The organism is Candidatus Colwellia aromaticivorans (assembly GCF_003333305.1).
In the GTDB taxonomy this organism is placed as follows: domain Bacteria; phylum Pseudomonadota; class Gammaproteobacteria; order Enterobacterales; family Alteromonadaceae; genus Colwellia; species Colwellia aromaticivorans.
This window is the reverse complement of the sequence record NZ_QOLD01000050.1, coordinates 1-21,152: the sequence shown is the minus strand read 5'-3', so window position 1 is coordinate 21,152 and position 21,152 is coordinate 1. Positions and strand designations below refer to the sequence as shown.

Sequence of the window (21,152 nt, the reverse complement as noted above, 5' to 3'; positions counted from 1 at the left end):
CTTTATTGCAAGAATTACAGTACAGTTTTTTGTAAACTCTGTTAACAGCTTTATTGACAGTAACTTGACGGCAAAAACTTGCCATGTGGCAATGATGCCTATTACTTTTAAGGAATCTATGTGAACGGTCATCTTGAAGTTTTAGCTATTTTGTCTAGTGCGGTATTTATTGTCTGGCTATTTCGTCGATTAAAATTGCCTGCTATTTTAGCGTATCTCGTTGCGGGTATGTTAGTGGGTGAACATGGTTTAAATATAGCTCAAGACCAAGTTGATTATTATCACTTTGCTGAATTGGGTATTGTTTTTTTATTGTTTACTTTGGGATTAGAGTTCTCTTTACCCCGCTTGATGGCAATGCGGCATTTAGTGCTAGCGGTGGGAAGCTTACAAGTTGGCATATCCTTATTAATTTTTACGATTGCCAGTATGTTCTTTGGTCTTAGCTTTGAATCAGCTTTTGTAGTTGGTGGTATTTTAGCATTATCCTCTACGGCTATTGTTATCAGGCAACTGAGTGAAACAGGCGCAATGAAGCGTAAATCAGGTCAGTTATCCGTCGCTATATTATTATTTCAAGATGTCGCTGTAGTGCCATTACTTATTATCATTCCCATGTTAGCACTAGACAGTGACACTTCTATGATTTGGGCTTTGGGCATTGCCATTTTTAAAGGCGTGGTGGTTGTTACTTTATTATTATTTATTGGCAAATGGCTTTTACCTAAAGTATTTAATATTATTGCGCAAGTAAGAACGGATGAACTTTTTGTTTTAACAACACTATTAGTTACCTTATTAGCCTCAGCACTGACGCAATGGTTTGGTTTATCTATGGCATTGGGCGCTTTTTTAGCGGGTATGATGTTAAGTGAAAGTGAATATAAACATCAACTAGAGGCTGACATCAGACCTTATCGTGATATTTTATTAGGTTTGTTTTTTATTACTGTTGGTATGAAGCTTGATGTTGATTTATTAATATCATCACCTTTTAGTTTACTCGCTATTATGCTTAGTTTTATGTTAGTTAAAGTTGTGGTGATTAAGGTCTTAGCGACGCGGGCAGGGGAGTCTTCAAAAGACGCTTGGGCATCAGGGTTAATGTTGGCTCAAATGGGCGAATTCGGTTTTGTACTTATTGCACTTGCTAATCAAGTGCAATTATTACCAAGTGATGTGTCATCTATGTTACTTGGTGCTGGTGTTATCAGTATGGCAATCACTCCGTATATGATTGATCATGCTCGTTCATGGGCTCTCTTTTTAACTCAGGAGAAATCTACTGAAAATAATGATTTAGAACAATTACCAGAAAATGAAAACTTGAAAGATCATGTTATTATTTGCGGATTTGGCCGAGTAGGGCAAACGGTTAGTCGCTTTTTAAAACAAGAAACCATTGATTTTGTCGCCATTGATATTGATCCCCTACGCACCCGAACAGCTCGAGAGGCTGGAGAAAATGTGTTGTTTGGCTCATCAAGACAAACAGAGCTACTCAATGCTGCACATTTATCGCAAGCTAAATTGGTAGTGATCGCCTTTGGTGAAGATAAACAATCATTGGAGGTTGTTCAAAAAGTACGTTCTTTATCACCTGATGTACCTATTCTGGTACGTACACGTAATGATGACAATTTAGATATGTTACATGATGCGGGTGCAAATGAAGTGGTTCCAGAAAGCTTAGAAGGCAGCTTAATGTTAGTCTCGCAAGTGCTATCACTTACAGGTGTGCCGTTTTCTCGCATTATGCGCCGTGTACAAAAAGAGCGTAAAAATCACTATAATCATTTACATGGTTTCTTTCAGGGAGAGCATACTGATATGAGCCCTGACGCTATTGATAGAATTGAATTTGCTCATGCTATTTTAATTAATGATGATTCTTTTGGTTGTGGTCGCAGTATTGAATCACTCACTCTTGGAGATAGAAAAGTAAAAATTATTGCTCTACGCCGTGGTGATATTGAATGCGAATCACCAGAGGAAAATACTATTTTACAAGATCAAGATACACTGATTCTTCGTGGAAAGCCTAGAGGCGTAGAAAGAGCAGAGCGTTATATACAAGAGGGCATTTAATCTTTTTAATTGTTTGTGTATTTTGGTGGTGGCTTATAAATGCAAAAAATGTTTTATTTGACTCTCTTGTTCCAAAGCATCTTCAAACCCTAATTTGATTAATTCAGCACAAAAGTTTTTTTCAAATAACAGATAACTAATAATACTTGATTCAGAATCGTCGCTAATACCTGCACTACGTAACAATAGCCGAACAGGTAAAGGTAAATCATAATAGTATTTGTGTGCTATGGCATTAAAATCATGACTAGGATTAATAATAAAACTGTCGATATTTTTTAAGCCTTCCATATTGTCTTTTTTTCTTTTTGGAATTAATTTTAGCGTTTCATTAATGCGCGTCATTCGCTCTAAATCACTATTCATCGTATCTGCAAATATGGAGTCTAATAGATGACCGGCAATTGTTGCAGCTGTTGGTGGGTGTGAGTTATTTTCACTGGCATGTAAGGGCTCTTTAGGTTGGTCTACGCCGATAACAAAGATACGTTCAGCACCCAAATGAATAGCAGGGCTAAGTGGTGATAATTGATGTACTGAGCCATCACCAAAATGTTCGCTTTTTATTTTTATTGATGGAAAAACTAATGGTATGGCCGATGATGCCATTAAATGTTCGCTATTGAGTTGCGTTGGTTGACCACATCGTTTTGCTCTTTCCCATGGCAGAGTGCTATCTTCTGCTTGATAAAAGCTGATAGAATTCCCTGTGTTATAACTTGATGCAGTTACTGAAACGGCTGACAAATAACCACGTAAAATATTGTTGTCAATGCGTTTAAAATTCATAACTGAATTGAGTAAATGTCTTAATGGATCATTATTCAATAAACTTCGAGGTAATTTATTAGCATAGTCCGCTTGAAAACTCGCTAACATACCTTTTCCAATATGACCAAAAACACCTTTGGCATCATTATGATAAATCTTTGCCGTGTCTAAATGTTTCCATATCCATTCTAGTTTTTTTACACCTAAATTAAAACATGAGGCGTAGCAACCTAACGCAGTGGTATTGATAGCACCTGCTGAGGTACCACATAGAATAGGAAAGGGAGTACCATGGTTTCTCGGAATGAACTTAGCAATTGCTGATAACACACCTACTTGGTATGCAGCACGTGCGCCACCCCCAGTGAGTACTAAAGCATTTTTACTTGCAACATAGTTACGTTTCTTAGTCATGATTTATTGTTATACCAACACTATTACTTTCAGCTCCACTTAATTGTAAGTGTATGATGTTTTATGATTTTTCGCTAGTTTGATTTGTAGATTTTAGATAATGATTAGGCAACAAGATGATTCTTGATTTTAGAGTTATGGTGGTAGCTACTTAAAAGGGAGAAATAACGTTAAGTGGAGTTTGTGCTTGAATCGATGATACAACAGATGTTAATGATAAAAATATCGACCGCAAGCGATCGATATTTTATTTTGTGCAAATTTAATAGATAGAAAGAAAAACAGAAGAAATGATTCTTCTGTTTTATTCCGTTCTTATCTTTTTTAATCCTCCGTGAAGAAATAGCTATTCTTCGGAAACTTTTTCCTGTGCTAAATAAGCATTAGATACTTTAGAGATAGGTGCCTTACCTAACTTATTACTAATAAACCAACCTGCTTTTAGTAATTTATTAAAGTCGATCCCTGTTGTAATACCCAAACCATTAAGCATGTAAACAACATCTTCAGTGGCTACATTGCCTGAAGCACCTTTAGCATAAGGACAGCCGCCTAAACCCGCAACAGCGCTGTCAACAACACTAACGCCTAGTTGTAATGCCGCGTAGATATTTGTTAACGCTTGCCCATAGGTATCATGAAAATGCACGGCTAGCTTTTCTACCGGTACACGAGCGCTAACGGCTTGTATCATTTTTGTTACGCTAGCTGGGTTGCCAACACCTACGGTGTCACCTAAGGATATTTCATAACAGCCCATGGCAAGTAGTTTTTCAGCAACTAATGCGACTTGCTCTGGCTCTATATCACCTTCATAAGGGCAACCTAATACACAAGAAACATAACCACGTACTTTGATATTAGCTTTTTTAGCGGCTTCCATAATAGGAGCGAAGCGCGCAAGGCTTTCTTCAATAGAGCAATTTATGTTTTTTTGGCTAAAGCTTTCAGATGCTGCGCCGAAAATAGCGACCTCATCAGCATTTACTGCCAATGCGGCCTCAAAACCACGCATATTAGGTGTTAATGCAGCATAGGTTACATCTTTATTTCTATTGAGCTTTTCAAATACTTCAGTAGAGGTGCCCATTTGTGGCACCCATTTAGGTGAAACAAAGCTGCCACTTTCAATATAACTAACGCCAGCATCGCTAAGTTTTTCTATCAGATTAATTTTATCATTGGCACTAACGGGGATCGCTTCATTTTGCAGACCGTCTCTAGGACCTACTTCAACAACTTTTACTTGTTGTGGTAATTTGCTTGATAACATAATTACTCCGATTCTTCGCTAGTATTTTCTTGTGCAGTAAAAGCTAATAACTCAGCACCGCCATCAACCATGTCACCTTCATGGAAAAATATCTCATCAATAGTGCCGTCACTTGGCGCTTTGATAGTATGTTCCATTTTCATCGCTTCCATGATCACTAGAGCTTGACCTTTACTAACTTGTTCGCCAGCTTTAACTAACACGCTGACCATGGTGCCATTCATTGGCGCCGCTAAACCACCATGATTGTCATCATCATCATTCTGACCACAGTCAGGTAATAGTTGGGTAAAATTTAATACGCCATTAGTTCTGTATAGGCTAATGGTATTTTCAAAATGATTAAAGGTAGTTTGGCTACGATGTCCGTTAATAGTCGCTACTATTGTGTCATCATTATGTGGTGTCGTTAATATCTCGCCTTGGCAGTCAAATTTTTCACCATTTACATCAATTGAATAATAGGCATCATTACCTTTGCGCTTTTGTTCAACCGTTACCGAGTACTCAGTATCATTGTGCGCTAGGACTAGGGTATGTAAATTAGCTTCATTTAGACGCCATGCATTAGCATTATACCAAGGTGAATGAGGGTCATTACTTTGTTGCGCTTGTTGTTTTGCTTTGTTTTCTTTAGATAGAATAAGAAATAAAGCTGCTATAGGTAACTCATTAACTAAAGGTTTTTCATTATTATGGAAAATCAGGTCATGATTTTTTTCAATAAAACCAGTATCAATATCAGCCGCTTTAAAAGGTGCTGATGTTGCTAAGTTATAAAGAAAGTCAATATTAGTGACGACACCATTAATACGATACTCACTCAATGCTTTTGCTAAGCGCTGCAGTGCTTTTTCACGATTTTCATCCCAGACAATTAATTTAGCAATCATAGGATCGTAATACACACTAACGTCATCGCCTTGGCGAACACCGGTATCTATACGAACATGCTCGCTCTCAATTGGGGTTTTTAATAGACTCAACTTTCCTGTTGCAGGTAAGAAGTCGTTATTAGGATCTTCTGCATAAATACGTGCTTCAAAAGCATGACCATTAAGAACGAGTTGATCTTGTGTTTTTGGAAGAAATTCACCAGCGGCTACGCGTAATTGCCATTCTACTAAATCTTGCCCACTGATCATTTCAGTAACAGGGTGCTCAACTTGTAAGCGAGTGTTCATTTCCATGAAATAGAAAGAGCCGTCAAAATCAAGTAAAAATTCAACGGTACCAGCACCTTGATAACCTATAGCTTGGGCAGATTGAATTGCCGATTCGCCCATTTTAGCGCGTAATTCTTCACTCATACTGAAAGCAGGAGCTTCTTCAATTACTTTTTGATGCCGACGCTGGACTGAGCAATCACGTTCAAATAAATAAACAGCATTGTCATGATTATCACAAAATACTTGTATCTCAACATGACGAGGTTGCGTTAAATACTTTTCAACTAACATGGTGTCATCACCAAATGATGACATTGATTCACGTTTTGCTGCTTCTAAACCTTCATCGAATTCTGCTTCGCTCCAAACTTGGCGCATTCCTTTACCACCGCCACCTGCTGTGGCTTTTAATAGTACAGGATAGCCCATGTCGTCAGCGGCTTTTTTAATTATATCGCGAGACTGATTATCACCATGGTAACCAGGCACTAAAGGCACATTGGCTTTTTCCATAATGTTTTTAGCGGCAGATTTTGAACCCATCGCTTCAATGGCACCGACAGGAGGGCCTATAAATACAATATTTTCAGTGGCACAGTTACGACAAAAATCAGCATTTTCAGATAAGAAACCATAACCAGGATGAATCGCTTGAGCCCCTGTTTGTTTGGCAGCAGCGATGACTTTATCACCGAGTAAATAGCTTTCGCGTGATGGCGATGGCCCAATGTAAACGGCTTCATCCGCCATATGAACATGCAATGAATCTTTGTCGGCATCTGAATAAACGGCAACGGTTAATACACCCATCTGTTTGGCTGTTTTAATAATACGGCAGGCAATTTCACCACGGTTGGCAATTAAAATTTTACTGAACATTTATATATCCTTTTATTCTTTTAGTATCACTTAGTATCACTGAGTAAGGGGGTAATTGGACGCTTATTTGGTTTACCAGTTAGGCGTTCTTTTTTCAAAAAAAGCGGTTAAGCCTTCCTGTCCTTCAGTTGATACGCGAATAGCTGCTATGCGCTCACTAGTGTCTCTGAGTAAGTTTTCATTAATTGTTTGAAAGGCGACATCTTGGCTAAGTTTTTTTGCCTGTCGTCTAGCTTGGCTACCATTAGCTAATAACTTGGCTACCATGTTGTTAACTTCATCAGTCAACTCCTCAGGCGCGACCATTTCATCCACTAAGCCAAGCTGATGTGCTTTGTCAGCAAAGAAACGTTCGGCAGTTTGAAAGTAACGGCGGCTGGCTTTTAAACCGATAGCATCAACGACATAAGGGCTGATAGTTGCGGGTATTAAGCCCAACTTGACTTCGCTTAAACAAAAGCTTGCTTTAGTGCTAGCGATAACAATATCGCAACAGCTAGCTAGCCCAACAGCACCACCAAAAGCGGCCCCTTGAATCTTGGCGATAGTCGTTTGTGGCAGAAAGTTTAATGCTTTCAACATTTGCGCTAACGCGTTGGCATCTTTCAAGTTATCTTCATATGAGTAACCTGCCATACGCTTCATCCAACCTAAGTCAGCACCTGCACTAAAACTTTTGCCGTTTGAGGCTAAAATCATAATGCTAATGTCATCGCGCTTACTGATGTCATTGAAAATATCAGTTAACTGTTTAATGATGGCATCATCAAAAGCATTGTGTTTTTCAGGATTGTTCAAAGTAACGGTGGCAATACCTTGCTCATCAACTTCTAATAAAACCGTGTCGTTATTGGTATTCATAATCAGTACGCTCTACCTTTGTTCTGTACGGGTAAATAACGGTTATACCATTTACATTAATTAAGGTTACAGAATTCAATGAGAATAAATTTTCAAGAACAAGGCGCTTAATTGACTAATAGCTGGCTATTAGGATTGAAAGCAACGATGTTATTGGATATTTAAGCCATTTGAAAATGATCACTTAGTTAGTGTAATTGGTATTACATACGGAAGATGCCAAACTTAGTATCTTCAATTGTTTTGTTTAATGAGGCTGAAATAGCTAAACCTAACACTTGTCTAGTATCAGCAGGGTCGATAACACCATCATCCCATAATCGCGCTGAGGCGTAATAAGGGTGACCTTGGTGTTCATAGTTATCGATGATAGGTTGTTTAAAGCTTTGCTCGTCGGCTTCGCTCCAAGTTTCACCTAATTTTTCTTTTTTATCACGTGTTACTTGTGCCAAAACGCCAGCAGCTTGCTCGCCACCCATTACTGAAATACGAGAGTTTGGCCACATAAATAAGAAGCGAGGATCATACGCTCGTCCACACATGCCATAGTTGCCTGCACCAAAGCTACCACCAATTAAGATAGTAAATTTCGGTACTTGTGCTGTTGCAACAGCAGTTACCATTTTTGCACCATGCTTAGCGATACCACCTGACTCGTACTGTTTACCAACCATAAAGCCGGTAATGTTTTGTAAAAATACCAGTGGGATTTTACGTTGTGCACATAGTTGAATAAAATGAGCACCTTTTTCGGCAGACTCACCAAATAAAACACCATTATTGGCAACAATACCAACGGGGTAGCCGTAAATATTGGCATAACCACAAACTAAGGTGCTGCCATAAAGGGCTTTAAACTCGTGAAAGTCACTGCCATCAACAATACGAGCAATAATTTCACGTACATCAAAAGGCTGGCGGGTATCTTTAGGAATAATTCCGTAAACATCTTCAGTTGGATATGCTGGTTCAATAACTTCCTGGAAATCTATAGTTACTGGTTTGACTCTATTTAAGTTATCAACGGCAGATCGAGCTATTTCAAGTGCATGATGATCGTTTTGTGCGTAATGATCGGTAACACCTGAAGTACGACAATGTACATCTGCACCACCAAGATCTTCAGCGCTGACTACTTCACCCGTAGCTGCTTTTACGAGTGGAGGACCAGCTAGAAATATAGTCCCTTGTTCTTTAACAATAATAGATTCATCGGCCATTGCAGGAACATAAGCACCGCCTGCTGTACAAGAACCCATAACAACGGCAACTTGAGGAATGTTATTGGCAGACATATTGGCTTGGTTAAAGAAAATACGACCAAAATGTTCTTTGTCAGGAAATACGTCATCTTGATTTGGTAGGTTTGCACCACCAGAGTCTACTAAATAAATACAAGGTAAGTTGTTCTCTTGAGCAATAGCTTGTGCTCTAAGATGTTTTTTTACTGTAAGCGGGTAATAAGTACCGCCTTTAACCGTGGCATCATTGGCAACAATAACACACTCTTGCCCTGCAACTCGGCCTATACCAGTGATAATCCCGGCACTAGGCACGTTTTCATCGTAAACTTTATAGGCCGCAAGTTGTGAAAACTCTAAAAATGCTGAGCCATCGTCAAGTAAAGCATTTACTCTGTCTCTTGGTAATAACTTACCACGTCCAATGTGTCGCTCACGAGATTTTTCGCCACCGCCAAGTTTGATTTCACTTAGCTTTTCTCGTAAATCATCAACTTGGGTTTGCATATGTGCAGCATTGTCTAAGAAATCTTGGCTGCGAGTGTTTATCTTACTTATTATTTTTGCCACGGGAGAAAGCCTTTTAATTAGTTAGTAATAGCTTGTTTTTTTGCTATTGAGCTCTAATACTGCGTTGAAAAATGCTCATTGACTAACGTCAACTCCGCTTTTTTGCCTTGTATTAGAACTAACTTGCTGCAAAACAAGCTATCACTGGTTAACTCATTATTTGTTTAATCACTACTACTTAAGTTACTTAAGTAGTAGTGATTCAGCGGTTAGCTGTACGGTTTTATTAAAAGGAAAAAGCACGGAGTTGATAATTATCAATGAGTACTTTTGACGAATTAATTAGGCTGTACAGCAACCAGATGAATTACTACATAGATTCGTTGAATAACTCACGACCTATCAGCATACGACGTATCTCTGAAGTACCAGCACCAATTTCGTATAATTTAGCGTCACGTAATAAACGACCCGCTGGAAATTCATTGATATAGCCATTACCACCAAGTAGCTGAATGGCATCTAATGCCATCTTTGTTGCTAATTCGGCAGAATATAAAATAACAGCAGCGGAATCTTTTCGCGTTGATTCACCACGATCGGCTGCTAATGCACACATGTAAGCATATGATTTAGCGGCATTCATTTGAGTATACATATCAGCAATCTTACCCTGAATAAGTTGAAATTCACCGATAGCTTGACCAAATTGTTGTCTGTCATGAATATAAGGAACAACGAGATCCATACAAGCATCCATGATACCTAAAGGACCACCAGAAAGTACTAAGCGCTCATAATCTAGGCCTGACATCAATACACGTACACCTTTACCTTCTTGACCTAAAATGTTTTCCGCAGGCACTTCACAGTCTTGAAATACTAATTCACAAGTATTTGAGCCACGCATACCTAATTTATCTAATTTTTGATGACGAGAAAATCCAGGGTAATCACGTTCAACAATAAAGGCAGTAATACCTTTTGAGCCCGCACTGGTATCTGTTTTAGCATAAATCACATAAACATTAGCGTCGGGTCCATTGGTGATCCACATTTTGTTACCATTAAGTATGTATTTATCACCCTCTTTTTTGGCAGAGAGTTTCATACTGACCACATCACTACCGGCATTAGGTTCACTCATTGCTAATGCACCAATATGTTCACCAGAACAAAGTTTAGGTAAATACTTCATTTTTTGTTCATGAGAACCATTTTTACTTAATTGGTTTAAGCATAAGTTAGACATAGCACCATAACTTAAGCCAACAGAAGCAGATGCGCGACTTATCTCTTGCATTGCTACCATATGCTCTAAATAGCCTAAATCAGAACCACCATATTGTTCTTCAACGGTCATTCCTAATAGACCTAAATCACCAAATTTACGCCATAAATCATTTGGAAATTCATTATCAATATCAATCTGTGCAGCACGTGGTGCTATTTCATCACGAGAAAAAGCATTGACGGTATCGCGTATCATGTCGACAGTTTCACCTAAATTAAAGTTAAGTGAGCTAAATTGAGAAATCATGTTTTATTCCTATATAGTGTTTTATGTTGTTAATGTCGTTAGTATTTTTTGGCAGTTATTTTCTATGTCATCCAATTCGATTAAAATGGCATTGATATCATCAAGCTTTTGTTTTAAAACGTTTTTCTTTTCAGATATTAATTCCATCATAATAGCTAATTGTTTAGCGCTGGATTTATCTGCATCATAAAGCTCAAACAAACGGCCTGTTTCACCGAGCGAGAAACCTAAGCGTTTACCACGTAAAATAAGCTTTAACCGAACCTTATCACGCTGACTGTAAATGCGTGTTTGTCCTTTACGTGTAGGGGCTAATAGCCCTTCATCTTCATAAAATCGAATACTACGAGTAGTAATATCAAACTCTTTTGATAATTCACTAATCGAATAATTTACTTGGCTTGTTTTGTTTATCAGGGTCATTATTTTCTTTAACTTGTTTCGTCTTAATTTTGTGATTGAAACAACTCTACAGGAAGTTTACGTAAACGTAAAGTTAGTGATGTGACATTATTTAAAAAAGTTTAGCTGATATTTCATTTAAAGGAGCACATTGTTGAATTATTTATACAAACCCCAATTCTGTTTACGAAAACGAAAACGAAAACGAAAACGAAAACGAAAACGAAAACGAAAACATAAACATAAAATAAATAAAATAAAGTGAAGAGTATATTAGGCGAAATAACTAGTACTAAAGTACGTTGGCGTGAAGGTTAAATTGAGTTAGGGTATATACCCGCTCCACTTGAAGATGCTTATTTCAGGAAGTCTGAGCGATTCATAATCAAGGCGCATTTTTTTATTTAGGGTTACTCCCTGAAAAAGAAATGTAACGCAGAGTATGATTTGCTCAGCCTTCCCCAAAGGGCTGTTTTAGAAACGCTTTATGCTGCGTTATTGATTTTGAGAAGGGAACAACCATTCTCTTCAATCAATACCTTGCCTAAAGACGTTTCTAATTCCAGCTGAATCATGCATCTTCAAGTGGAGCGGGTATTTATTGCGTTATAAATTTATTATCTTTTTCCCTTATTTGGAGAGTGTCGTGTCTATTTCTGATCCCGTTGTTATTGTTTCCGCATTAAGAACCCCTATGGGTGGCTTTAGTGGCTGTCTAGCTAATACCAGTGCCACAGAGCTTGGTGCAACAGCAATAAAAGCAGCTGTACTTCAAGCAAATTTGACCAGTGATCAAGTTGATGAAGTTATTATGGGTTGTGTATTACCGGCCGGTTTGAAGCAAGCACCAGCCAGGCAAGCTGCTATTGCTGCAGATTTAGCTTTATCAACGGTTTGCACCACTATTAATAAAGTGTGTGGCTCTGGTATGAAAGCCGCAATGCAAGCGCATGATGCTTTACTTGCAGGCTCAATTGAAGTTGCTGTGGCTGGTGGTATGGAAAGCATGAGTAATGCACCATACCTATTACCTAAAGCAAGAGCTGGGATGCGCATGGGTCATGGTCAAGTACTTGATCACATGATGCTTGATGGTTTAGAAAATGCTTATGATGGTATATCTATGGGCTGTTTCGCACAAGAAACTGCAGATGAAAGCAATTTTACTCGTGAGCAAATGGATGAGTTTGCTATTAGATCATTAACACGAGCAAATGCTGCGATTGATTCTGGCGCTTTTAAAAATGAAATTGCCCCTGTTACAGTAAAAAGTAGACGTAAAGAAATTATTATTGATACAGATGAACAGCCGGGTAATGCCCGTCCAGATAAAATCCCTTCTTTGCGAGCTGCATTTAAAAAAGATGGCACAATAACAGCTGCTAACTCTAGTTCTATTTCAGATGGCGCGGCAGCATTAGTTATGATGAAACTATCAACAGCAAAAGCGCGTGGTTTGACGCCTCTTTGTAAAGTTGTTGCTCATGCAACTCATGCACAAAAGCCAGAAGAATTTACCATAGCACCTGTTGGAGCAATGAATAAGTTATTAGAAAAAGCGGGTTGGACGGCAGGCGATGTTGATTTATTTGAAATTAATGAAGCGTTTGCCATGGTCACTATGCTTGCTGTTAAAGAGATGGATTTAGATATTAATAAAGTCAATGTTCATGGTGGCGCTTGTGCTTTAGGGCATCCATTAGGCGCAAGTGGTGCGCGTATTTTGGTAACGCTTATTCATGCATTAAAGAACAAAGGTTTATCAAAAGGCGTTGCTTCTCTTTGTATTGGTGGCGGCGAAGCAACATCAATTGCTGTAGAGTTACTGTAACAAAATATAATTTAAGGGATTTTGTTCTGTATTATTGATCAAATTTTCCTTTAATGTCCATATTGGGATTGTCTATATTGAGTAGGCGATAATCCCATTATTTTTTTGAAAAGGCGTGAAAAATAGTAAGGATCGTCGTAGCCAATCTTTAAAGCAACGTTTTTAACTGAAATGTTCGATTCATCAAGTAATTTACACGCATGTTTTATTTTTAGTTCTAAAAAATAGCGTATAGGGCTAACGCCAGTATGTTGTAAAAACTTTTTTGCAAAATAAAACTTTGACAACTTTAGAGAGTCAGCTATTTGTTGTAAGTTTATTTTTTGACTAATATTTTCTTCCATAAAGCCTGTCACTTTTGACAAATTGAAGTCTTGCTTTAACTGTTCTAGTTTCACAGGGCTATTCACAGTGAATAGAGCAAACATTTTTTTTATTATATTTGAAGCAAGGATAAAGGAGCTTAATTGATAGCTTTTGTTTCTTGTTGCAAGTAATTGTTCGAACTCATTAATGAATGCTGTTTGGTTGGAGATATTTAAAATTAGATTAGCACTATTTACACCAATAAAATCCATGAATTGTTCAAATAAGTGCCCCTCAATGTGAACCCAATATATTGACCAAGGTTCTTTGTTGCTCGACTTGTATTGGTGTTCTATCCCTTTAGGTAAAAAAAGCACATCACCTTTATTTATCATACCTTGGCATGTAGATGTACTAAATTGCCCAACACCATCAAAGCAAAAAATAACTAAATTATCAGTATGGTTGTGCCTTTTAGTATAATGATTACTTGCAGATACATACTTTCCAAACGATGATGGATAAAGGCCTCGACTTAATATATTTAATGCTAATTGATTTATCAACGGTTTGGGAATTAGGTATCTAATACTATTGTTTGGTAACGGCCAATTGGATGCTGTACTCATTTTAAAATCTCTTGGTGATATAGCAATATAATCCATTAAAGTAGCAAGTTAATCAATGTATTTCTAACGATTTATTTGTTTTAATCAGTACATGTATTATTAATTTGCTTGAGTAAATTACAAAGATACCCAAGCCAGTTCAAAATGCGAGTTTCAGGATGCCTGAGCGAATCATGATCAAGGTGCATCTTTTTATTAATGGTTGTTCCATTAAAAACAGATGTAACGATGAGCATGTTTTTCTCAGTCATCCCCGCAGGGCTGGTTTAGAAACGTATTATGCTACGTTATTGATTTTGATAAGGGAGTAACCATTATCTTCAATAAATGCCTTGCCTAAAGACGTTTCTAATTCCAGCTGAATTCTGCATTTTGAAGTAGCTTGGCTATCTATATTCAATGCATTGTTTTTTATCAGTGATAGTGATAGATATTCCTCTATTAACTAACGCTTCTTAGTTAACTTAGATATTTAGGGATTTAATGTGAATTTTGATTTAACCGAAGATCAGCAAATGTTTGCTGATCTTGCTAAGCAATTTAGCGATAGTGAGTTTTTACCTAATGCCGCAAAGTGGGATCAAGAACATATTTTCCCTAAAGATGTTATTGCCCAAGCGGGAGAACTCGGGTTTTGTGGTTTATATTCACCTGAAGATGCAGGTGGCTTAGGCCTAAGTCGTCTAGATTCATCTATTATCTTTGAACAATTAGCAATGGGTTGTACTGCAACTACTGCGATGATGACTATTCATAACATGGCTACTTGGATGGTTGCCACTTGGGGAACTAGCAGTGTGAAAGATGCTTGGTGTCCGTCACTGGTTTCAGGTGAAAAACTTGCTTCATATTGTTTAACTGAACCAGGCTCAGGCTCTGATGCTGCCTCTTTAAGCACCTCGGCAAAAAAAGACGGTGATCATTACGTTGTTAATGGTTCAAAAGTGTTTATTTCAGGTGCAGGCGATACTGATATATTAGTTGTGATGGTTCGTACAGGTGAAGCTGGTCCTAAAGGTATTTCAGCACTTGCCATACCGGCTGATTTAGACGGTATTATATACGGAAAAGCTGAAGAGAAACTGGGCTGGAATGCACAACCTACACGCCAAATAACCTTCGATAACGTAAAAGTTCCGGTTGAACATCTACTGGGTAATGAAGGCGAAGGATTTTCAATAGCAATGAAGGGACTTGATGGTGGTCGAATCAATATCGCGACTTGTTCTATCGGTACTGCACAACAAGCATTAAATTCAGCAATGGGATATATGCAAGAGCGGGAACAATTTGGCAAACCAATCGCTGCTTTTCAAGGTTTACAGTTTAAGCTTGCTGATATGGCCACAGAATTAGTTGCTGCACGTCAGATGGTACGTTTAGCGGCTTATAAATTGGATAAAAATGATCCAGAAAAAACGGCTTATTGTGCCATGGCAAAACGTTTTGCAACCGATGTTGGTTTTCAAGTATGTGATGCAGCATTACAAATTCACGGCGGTTATGGCTATATAAAAGAGTATCCATTAGAACGTCACTTTAGAGATGTACGTGTTCATCAAATACTTGAAGGCACAAATGAAATTATGCGCGTTATTATCGCTCGTCGCTTGTTAACTGAAGGCGCAGGGCAACTTTTATAAGACGGTAATATACCAACTTAATAAACATCCATATATAAATATAAATAAAAAGAGAATAAGAATTATGTCTGACTATTCATCACAGTGCCTAACGGTAGAAGTAATACAACATACCGCGGTAGTGACTTTTAATAATCCACCTGCCCACACCTGGACACAGCAAAGTTTAACTGATTTACGTGATTTGGTTTTAACGCTAAACGAAGATAAAAATATCTATGCATTAGTACTCACAGGCTCTGGAGATAAATTTTTCTCAGCGGGTGCTGATTTAAATGTTTTTGCAGAGGGTTCTAAAAAAGTAGCTAAAGATATGAGTGATATTTTTGGTCAATCTTTTGAAACATTATCTAATTTCCGCGGTGTTTCTATCTCAGCCATTAATGGCTATGCCATGGGCGGTGGTTTAGAAGTGGCGCTAGCATGTGATATTCGTTTAGTTGAAGATCATGCTGTTATGGCATTGCCTGAAGCGAGTGTTGGTTTGCTACCTTGTGCTGGCGGTACGCAAAATTTAGCGATACTTGTGGGTGAAGGTTGGACTAAGCGAATGATTTTATGTGGTGAGCGTGTTGATGCAACAACTGCTTTACGTATTGGCTTAGCTGAAGAAGTTGTTGCTAAAGGTGAAAGTAAATCAGCAGCAATAGCATTAGCAGCGAGAGTTGCAAAGCAAAGTCCTGTTGCTGTTTCAGCGTGTAAAACACTTATTCAAAAAAATAGAGAAATGCCAATAGCGCTAGCGTTACCGCAAGAGCGCCAAGCGTTCATTGATTTATTTGATTCAGAAGATCAAAAAGAGGGTGTACAAGCCTTCTTAGAAAAACGTAAACCCGTTTGGAAGAATAAATAGTAGTTGAATAAATAACTGAAAATAATAAAAGTTAGATAGGAATCTTATATGACTCAAGTAGTGACTTTTCAAGAGATAGATAGTGCGAATGGTAAAAAAATTGCTGTTATAACATTAAACTCTCCAAAATCATTAAACGCCCTCGGCATGGATATGATTGCTTTAATCTATCCGAAATTGAAACAATGGCAAACCCAAGATGATATCGCTGCTGTATTTCTTCAAGGGGAAGGCGATAAAGCTTTTTGTGCTGGTGGCGACATTGTCTATATGTACAATGACATCATAGCGGATAAAGGCAATTTCTCCCCTGGTGTTGAAAAGTATTTCACCACAGAGTATGAACTTGATTACTTTATCCATACCTTCAATAAACCTTTTATTGTTTGGGGTAATGGTATTGTAATGGGCGGTGGGCTTGGCCTGATGGTGGGTGGTAGTCATCGTATTGTTACTGAAAATTCACGTATAGCAATGCCTGAAATTAGCATTGGTCTTTATCCTGATGTGGGTGGAAGTTACTTTTTAAACCGTATGCCTAATAATTGCGGCATGTTTTTAGGTTTGACGGGGGCGTCTATCAACGCTGCCGATGCTAAATATAGTCATCTTGCTGATTATTTTGTTGCTAGTGATAATAAAGACTCATTAATGGAGCAGTTAACTCAAGTAGATTGGCAAGATTCGATTACGCTTAATCATGAAAAACTTTCAAGCTTATTAACCGATTTTGAGAACGATTCAATTAGTTTACTTCCTGAATCAAAACTTACAGAACATGAAACCTTAATAAATCAAGTCACCAGTTTTAATAACTTAGCATCAATTGTAGAAGGAATCTTAGCGGTTGAAGTTGATGATAAATGGTTTGTTCGCGCACAGAAATCTCTTAAGAGTGGTAGCCCATTGAGCGCTTCTTTAACCTTCCAACAAATACAAAGTGGTGCATCACTCTCATTGGCTGATTGCTTTCGAATGGAATTAAATTTATCTGTTAAAGCAGGTAAGTTTGGAGAGTTTACTGAAGGCGTTAGAGCGCTATTAATTGATAAAGATAACTCCCCTAAATGGCATTTTTCTTCTGTAGAAACGGTAGATAATAAAGTCATTGATTGGTTTTTTGAATCAAAATGGACACCAGAACAACACCCGTTAGCTAATTTAGGCAACTAAACAGGCAACTAATCGATTTTTATTAAATTTTTACTAAAAATCATTTTTAAAAATTATAAGGAAAGAACAATGGCGAATATAGCATTTATTGGTTTAGGAAATATGGGTGGCCCAATGGCCATTAATCTTGTTAAAGCAGGGCACAACGTATGTGTTTTTGATTTGTCAGAATCTGCTGTTGCACAAGTGGTAGCAGAAGGTGCTAGCACTAAAGTAAGCGCAATTGAGTGTGTTAAAGATGCTCAGTTTATTATTTCCATGCTACCTGCAGGAAAACATGTTGATAGTGTTTACTTATCAGCTGAAACAGGTTTGATTAACTATATTAGTAAAGGCAGTGTTGTAATTGACTCTTCAACTATCGACGCAGCAACATCACGTAAAGTTGCTGCTGCATTAGCACAGCAAGGTATTGGCTTTGTTGATGCACCTGTCTCTGGCGGTGTTGGTGGTGCTATCGGCGGAACATTAAGCTTTATGGTTGGTGGTAGCAATGAAGAATTTACTAAAGTAGAGCCTATTTTAAATGCGATGGGGAAAAATATTTTCCATGCGGGTGATCATGGCGCCGGTCAAATTGCTAAAGTTTGTAATAACATGTTGTTATCAGTATTGATGGTTGGTACGAGTGAAGCACTACAATTAGGTCTTGCAAATGGCTTGGATGCGAAAGTACTATCGAACATAATGAGTAAAAGCTCAGGTAGCAACTGGACACTTGATGTATATAATCCTTGTCCTGATGTTATGGAAAACGTGCCATCATCTAATGATTATCAAGGTGGCTTTATGGTAGATCTTATGGCTAAAGACTTAGGCTTAGCCATGGATACTGCAGTACAAAGCCAATCATCAACCCCTATGGGCGCATTAGCGCGTAATTTATTTGCTATGCATGCGGCGTCAGGAAATGGCAACAAAGATTTTTCAAGTATATTCAACTTGTTTAATAAATAATGATTTAGTACATTAGGTGGGAAATATTATAGATAGAGAATATTATGAATTTAGAAAATAAAACGATTGTCATCACTGGCGGTGGTCAAGGCCTTGGCCGTGCAATGGCGATTGACTTTGCTAAAAGTGGTGCGAATATAGCTTTAATAGATTTGAATGAAGATCTATTACTTGAAACTGTCGCATTAGTTGAGCAAAGTGGTACTGCCAATACAAGTGCTAAATATTATCTTGCAAATGTTAGTAATGAAGCAGAAGTTGAAAGTACCTTTAAGCAAATCAATGATGATTTTAATGGCATTGATGGTTTAATCAATAATGCTGGTATATTACGTGACGGCATGTTTGTTAAAGCCAAAGATGGTGTAGTAAGTGATAAAATGTCAGTAGCGGATTTCCAGTCCGTTATTGATGTAAATTTAAGCGGCGTGTTTCTTTGTGGTCGTGAGGCTGCAGTTCATATGATTGAATCAGGTAATAAAGGTGTCATTATTAATATGTCCTCTATTTCACGAGGCGGTAATATAGGACAAACCAATTACGCTGCAGCCAAGGCGGGTGTTGTTGCGATGACAATTACTTGGGCAAGGGAATTAGGACGACACGGTATAAGAGTTGGCGCAATAGCTCCAGGTGTTATTCGTACGACGATGACAGATTCAATGAAGCCAGAAATGCGTGATCGATTAGAAAAAATGAAGCCAGTTGGCCGTTTGGGCGACGCAGTTGAAATCGCACATACTGCAAAATTTATTTTTGAAAATGAATTTTTTACTGGCAGAGTTGTGGAAACAGATGGCGGTCTTTCAATGTAATTGTAAATACAGCACCTTATTTGACTATTCTTTATTAAAGTTGTACAAGTTTTGAACGATTAAACTGAAATGCTAAATAAAATGATAAAAGGTGCTTTTTATACTTGACCTAAACTATAAACTCTATACAATCCGCTCCAGTTCCAAGGGGTTCAGCCAAAAAGCTTAACCAAGAGGGTGTTTTGATAAGTTAACTCCTTACTATTGAAGTAAATTAGCTAACTTAACGTTTACTTTTAAAATGAAAAATAACCTTTTTCAAAATAAATAAAAATAAACGTTGACATCAAAACTTGGAGGCGTACAATGCGCATCCTGCTTCGGGCAAACGGCAACGTTAACCAAGAGGCGCAAAGCGAGTAACGAATGCGATTACTGCTATCTCTTCGGAGAGTTCTTTAACAATTAGTTATCATGCAATTTGTGTGAATACTCACATTAACTTGTTTTTACATAGTTCTTCACTTTTCGAAGTGAGAACAAAATAAAACGCTTAATGAATGATGTTCATGCAAATAAATACAGTTACTTATCTTTAGTTAGGTAGGTAACGACTATGTAATGCGCTATTTACTTTCGGGTAGATAGCACGACAGAATTCATTGAGCAGTAACACATCATTTATGGTGAGGTTACACAAACGATTTTTAATTGAAGAGTTTGATCATGGCTCAGATTGAACGCTGGCGGCAGGCTTAACACATGCAAGTCGAGCGGTAACATTTCAAAGCTTGCTTTGAAGATGACGAGCGGCGGACGGGTGAGTAATGCTTGGGAATATGCCTTATGGTGGGGGACAACAGTTGGAAACGACTGCTAATACCGCATAACGTCTACGGACCAAAGGAGGGGATCTTCGGACCTTTCGCCATTTGATTAGCCCAAGTGAGATTAGCTAGTAGGTGAGGTAAAGGCTCACCTAGGCGACGATCTCTAGCTGGTTTGAGAGGATGATCAGCCACACTGGGACTGAGACACGGCCCAGACTCCTACGGGAGGCAGCAGTGGGGAATATTGCACAATGGGGGAAACCCTGATGCAGCCATGCCGCGTGTGTGAAGAAGGCCTTCGGGTTGTAAAGCACTTTCAGTTGTGAGGAAAGGGATGTAGTTAATAACTGCATTCTGTGACGTTAACAACAGAAGAAGCACCGGCTAACTTCGTGCCAGCAGCCGCGGTAATACGAGGGGTGCAAGCGTTAATCGGAATTACTGGGCGTAAAGCGTTCGTAGGCGGTTATTTAAGCAAGATGTGAAAGCCCAGGGCTCAACCTTGGAACTGCATTTTGAACTGGGTAACTAGAGTACTGTAGAGGGTGGTGGAATTTCCAGTGTAGCGGTGAAATGCGTAGAGATTGGAAGGAACATCAGTGGCGAAGGCGGCCACCTGGACAGATACTGACGCTGAGGAACGAAAGCGTGGGGAGCGAACAGGATTAGATACCCTGGTAGTCCACGCCGTAAACGATGTCAACTAGCCGTTCGTGGACTTGATCCGTGAGTGGCGCAGCTAACGCACTAAGTTGACCGCCTGGGGAGTACGGCCGCAAGGTTAAAACTCAAATGAATTGACGGGGGCCCGCACAAGCGGTGGAGCATGTGGTTTAATTCGATGCAACGCGAAGAACCTTACCATCCCTTGACATCCAGAGAAGCGACTAGAGATAGACGTGTGCCTTCGGGAACTCTGTGACAGGTGCTGCATGGCTGTCGTCAGCTCGTGTTGTGAAATGTTGGGTTAAGTCCCGCAACGAGCGCAACCCCTATCCTTATTTGCCAGCGCGTTATGGCGGGAACT

15 protein-coding genes and 1 rRNA gene are annotated in these 21,152 nt (G+C 38.6%); 8 read left to right on the top strand and 8 right to left on the bottom strand.

The genetic code is table 11. The annotated features are described in order from the left end of the window. Window positions 1-120: 120 nt before the first annotated feature. Window positions 121-2,088, top strand: coding sequence for a monovalent cation:proton antiporter family protein (locus tag DWA31_RS07270; protein ID WP_114325942.1), 1,968 nt, complete (start codon window positions 121-123; stop codon window positions 2,086-2,088). Between the two features lie 33 nt (window positions 2,089-2,121). On the opposite strand, the gene DWA31_RS07265 is transcribed toward DWA31_RS07270, so the two are convergent. The 7 genes from DWA31_RS07265 to DWA31_RS07235 all read right to left on the bottom strand — a co-directional run bounded on the left by DWA31_RS07265 (window position 2,122) and on the right by DWA31_RS07235 (window position 11,169). Beyond that, on the bottom strand, window positions 2,122-3,273 hold the full coding sequence (locus tag DWA31_RS07265) for a patatin-like phospholipase family protein (RefSeq protein ID WP_114325941.1): 1,152 nt from the start codon (window positions 3,271-3,273) through the stop codon (window positions 2,122-2,124). Between the two features lie 346 nt (window positions 3,274-3,619). Continuing rightward, window positions 3,620-4,546 carry a hydroxymethylglutaryl-CoA lyase gene (locus tag DWA31_RS07260; protein WP_114325940.1) on the bottom strand — a complete coding sequence of 309 codons (927 nt, stop codon included), beginning with the start codon at window positions 4,544-4,546 and terminating at the stop codon, window positions 3,620-3,622. A gap of 2 nt (window positions 4,547-4,548) precedes the next feature. Then, window positions 4,549-6,594 carry an acetyl/propionyl/methylcrotonyl-CoA carboxylase subunit alpha gene (locus DWA31_RS07255; protein ID WP_114325939.1) on the bottom strand — a complete coding sequence of 682 codons (2,046 nt, stop codon included), beginning with the start codon at window positions 6,592-6,594 and terminating at the stop codon, window positions 4,549-4,551. Between the two features lie 72 nt (window positions 6,595-6,666). After that, on the bottom strand, window positions 6,667-7,455 hold the full coding sequence (locus DWA31_RS07250) for an enoyl-CoA hydratase/isomerase family protein (protein ID WP_114325938.1): 789 nt from the start codon (window positions 7,453-7,455) through the stop codon (window positions 6,667-6,669). A 203-nt stretch (window positions 7,456-7,658) separates the two neighbouring features. Beyond that, window positions 7,659-9,266, bottom strand: a complete 1,608-nt coding sequence (locus DWA31_RS07245) for a carboxyl transferase domain-containing protein (protein ID WP_114325937.1) — start codon at window positions 9,264-9,266, stop codon at window positions 7,659-7,661. A gap of 310 nt (window positions 9,267-9,576) precedes the next feature. After that, window positions 9,577-10,746, bottom strand: coding sequence for an isovaleryl-CoA dehydrogenase (locus DWA31_RS07240; RefSeq protein ID WP_114325936.1), 1,170 nt, complete (start codon window positions 10,744-10,746; stop codon window positions 9,577-9,579). Window positions 10,747-10,767: 21 nt separating this feature from the next. Then, complete coding sequence (locus DWA31_RS07235; RefSeq protein WP_114325935.1) at window positions 10,768-11,169, bottom strand: MerR family transcriptional regulator; 402 nt, start codon at window positions 11,167-11,169, stop codon at window positions 10,768-10,770. Between the two features lie 625 nt (window positions 11,170-11,794). On the opposite strand from DWA31_RS07235, the gene DWA31_RS07225 reads away from it, so the two are divergent. Then, entirely contained in the window at window positions 11,795-12,979 is a 1,185-nt protein-coding gene (locus DWA31_RS07225) for an acetyl-CoA C-acyltransferase (protein ID WP_114325934.1), read from the top strand. A gap of 50 nt (window positions 12,980-13,029) precedes the next feature. On the opposite strand, the gene DWA31_RS07220 is transcribed toward DWA31_RS07225, so the two are convergent. After that, a complete protein-coding gene (locus DWA31_RS07220; RefSeq protein ID WP_114325933.1) occupies window positions 13,030-13,950 on the bottom strand; it encodes an AraC family transcriptional regulator in 921 nt (306 codons plus the stop codon). Window positions 13,951-14,399: 449 nt separating this feature from the next. On the opposite strand from DWA31_RS07220, the gene DWA31_RS07215 reads away from it, so the two are divergent. The 6 genes from DWA31_RS07215 to DWA31_RS07190 form a co-directional block, all read left to right on the top strand. Continuing rightward, window positions 14,400-15,557, top strand: coding sequence for an acyl-CoA dehydrogenase family protein (locus DWA31_RS07215; protein ID WP_114325932.1), 1,158 nt, complete (start codon window positions 14,400-14,402; stop codon window positions 15,555-15,557). A gap of 64 nt (window positions 15,558-15,621) precedes the next feature. Further along, the gene (locus tag DWA31_RS07210; RefSeq protein WP_114325931.1) at window positions 15,622-16,410 is read left to right on the top strand and encodes an enoyl-CoA hydratase; all 789 of its coding nucleotides are present in this window, start codon (window positions 15,622-15,624) and stop codon (window positions 16,408-16,410) included. A gap of 48 nt (window positions 16,411-16,458) precedes the next feature. Beyond that, window positions 16,459-17,583 carry an enoyl-CoA hydratase/isomerase family protein gene (locus DWA31_RS07205; protein WP_114325930.1) on the top strand — a complete coding sequence of 375 codons (1,125 nt, stop codon included), beginning with the start codon at window positions 16,459-16,461 and terminating at the stop codon, window positions 17,581-17,583. 69 nt (window positions 17,584-17,652) lie between these two features. Beyond that, complete coding sequence (mmsB, locus tag DWA31_RS07200) at window positions 17,653-18,540, top strand: 3-hydroxyisobutyrate dehydrogenase (protein ID WP_114325929.1); 888 nt, start codon at window positions 17,653-17,655, stop codon at window positions 18,538-18,540. Between the two features lie 44 nt (window positions 18,541-18,584). Then, complete coding sequence (locus DWA31_RS07195) at window positions 18,585-19,355, top strand: SDR family oxidoreductase (RefSeq protein ID WP_114325928.1); 771 nt, start codon at window positions 18,585-18,587, stop codon at window positions 19,353-19,355. 648 nt (window positions 19,356-20,003) lie between these two features. Then, a 16S ribosomal RNA gene (locus DWA31_RS07190) occupies window positions 20,004-21,152 on the top strand; the annotation flags it as partial.

Bases quoted from the DNA above. Each gene is read 5' to 3' on its own strand.
- DWA31_RS07265 (WP_114325941.1), bottom strand. From the start codon at position 3,273: ATGACTAAGAAACGTAACTATGTTGCAAGTAAAAATGCTTTAGTACTC.
- DWA31_RS07260 (WP_114325940.1), bottom strand. From the start codon at position 4,546: ATGTTATCAAGCAAATTACCACAACAAGTAAAAGTTGTTGAAGTAGGT.
- DWA31_RS07255 (WP_114325939.1), bottom strand. From the start codon at position 6,594: ATGTTCAGTAAAATTTTAATTGCCAACCGTGGTGAAATTGCCTGCCGT.
- DWA31_RS07250 (WP_114325938.1), bottom strand. From the start codon at position 7,455: ATGAATACCAATAACGACACGGTTTTATTAGAAGTTGATGAGCAAGGT.
- DWA31_RS07240 (WP_114325936.1), bottom strand. From the start codon at position 10,746: ATGATTTCTCAATTTAGCTCACTTAACTTTAATTTAGGTGAAACTGTC.
- DWA31_RS07235 (WP_114325935.1), bottom strand. From the start codon at position 11,169: ATGACCCTGATAAACAAAACAAGCCAAGTAAATTATTCGATTAGTGAA.
- DWA31_RS07220 (WP_114325933.1), bottom strand. From the start codon at position 13,950: ATGGATTATATTGCTATATCACCAAGAGATTTTAAAATGAGTACAGCA.
- DWA31_RS07210 (WP_114325931.1), top strand. From the start codon at position 15,622: ATGTCTGACTATTCATCACAGTGCCTAACGGTAGAAGTAATACAACAT.
- DWA31_RS07205 (WP_114325930.1), top strand. From the start codon at position 16,459: ATGACTCAAGTAGTGACTTTTCAAGAGATAGATAGTGCGAATGGTAAA.
- mmsB (WP_114325929.1), top strand. From the start codon at position 17,653: ATGGCGAATATAGCATTTATTGGTTTAGGAAATATGGGTGGCCCAATG.
- DWA31_RS07195 (WP_114325928.1), top strand. From the start codon at position 18,585: ATGAATTTAGAAAATAAAACGATTGTCATCACTGGCGGTGGTCAAGGC.